The 1,153-nt window shown below is 38.2% G+C and carries 1 protein-coding gene; it reads right to left on the reverse strand.

Features of this window, described 5'->3' with window-relative positions:
• On the reverse strand, positions 1 to 1,102 hold a 1,102-nt coding region (locus BN102_RS11015), incomplete at its 3' end, for a RagB/SusD family nutrient uptake outer membrane protein (RefSeq protein ID WP_245545334.1).
• Positions 1,103 to 1,153: the final 51 nt, after the last annotated feature.

The raw sequence follows: 1,153 nt of genomic DNA on the forward strand, positions 1-1,153 counted from the left end.
GATTTATCACCACAAAACCGTTCTGAATACTTACTCCCGTAGCATAGACAAATAAACATAAATTGTCTACTTCTTTCAGGTTTCCCAAGTAATACGTATACGGTAAAATGATGGTCTCTTTCATTCGAGGATCACGCTGTTCATACATCGACAAAAGTTCTTTATAATACTTCGGATAATCCTTTACGGCTTTCAAGTCGTCTGTCAGAGTTGCTCTCAAGGTCTGTTCCCTTACCTCTTTACTTTCATTATATCCCGGAATAAAGTCATCCCAATTAAACGGACGACCATCCTTACATTCATAACTGTCGACCAGCCCTACCGAAGGCATCATTGTATTCCAACATACATCCATGGAAGCATTGTTTCCCATATAAAGGCACATGGGCATTCCTAACCAATTCGGTATCTTAAAATAATTTTGAATGGCAAAAATCATCTCTGAACTCGAATCACCGGCTTTAGTGAAAAGATCCGCATAATTAGGATATAATTCATATCCATAACCTTGTTGAGAAGGATCTAAAACAATCTCTTCAAAATCTTTTGATGCCAAGTCGTACTGCTTATTATACAAATAAACTTTTCCTCTTAAGGCATAGGCCGCCCCTTTAGTTGCTCGACCATAATTTGACTGGGACCATTTTACCGGAAGTAATTTGATTGCATCCGTCAAATCTTTCAAAATAAATTCACGTGTCTTTTCCTCCGTCTCCCGAGGCTTCAACAACTTCATATAATCTTTATTGTAATCCGTCGTTTCATCATACAGAGGAACACCTCCAAAATGTTGCATTAAGAAAAAGTAAAATAATCCTCTAAGGAATTTTGCTTCACCCAAAACCTGATTTTTATCGGTCTCATTTATATTCATCCCTTGTACGTTACGGATAACATTGTTCGCCCGCGTAACACCTTCATAGGAGTGTCTCCAACGGTTTTTAACCCTCCCCGTACGAGTATTTACAGTACCTTGGCCAAATGAATCATAACCTTTAGCCCCATACCCCAAAGAGATATCGGAAACACAATCCATATTGAAAAAAGTGAAATATGTTTCATCTAACTTTAACGCCTGATAACAAGATACAACAGCATTCATTGCATGATCTTCTGTTTTCCAAAATGTAGAAGGACTGAGTTGGTCCTGTGG

Source organism: Phocaeicola abscessus CCUG 55929, from assembly GCF_000312445.1.
GTDB classification, from domain to species: Bacteria; Bacteroidota; Bacteroidia; order Bacteroidales; family Bacteroidaceae; genus Phocaeicola; species Phocaeicola abscessus.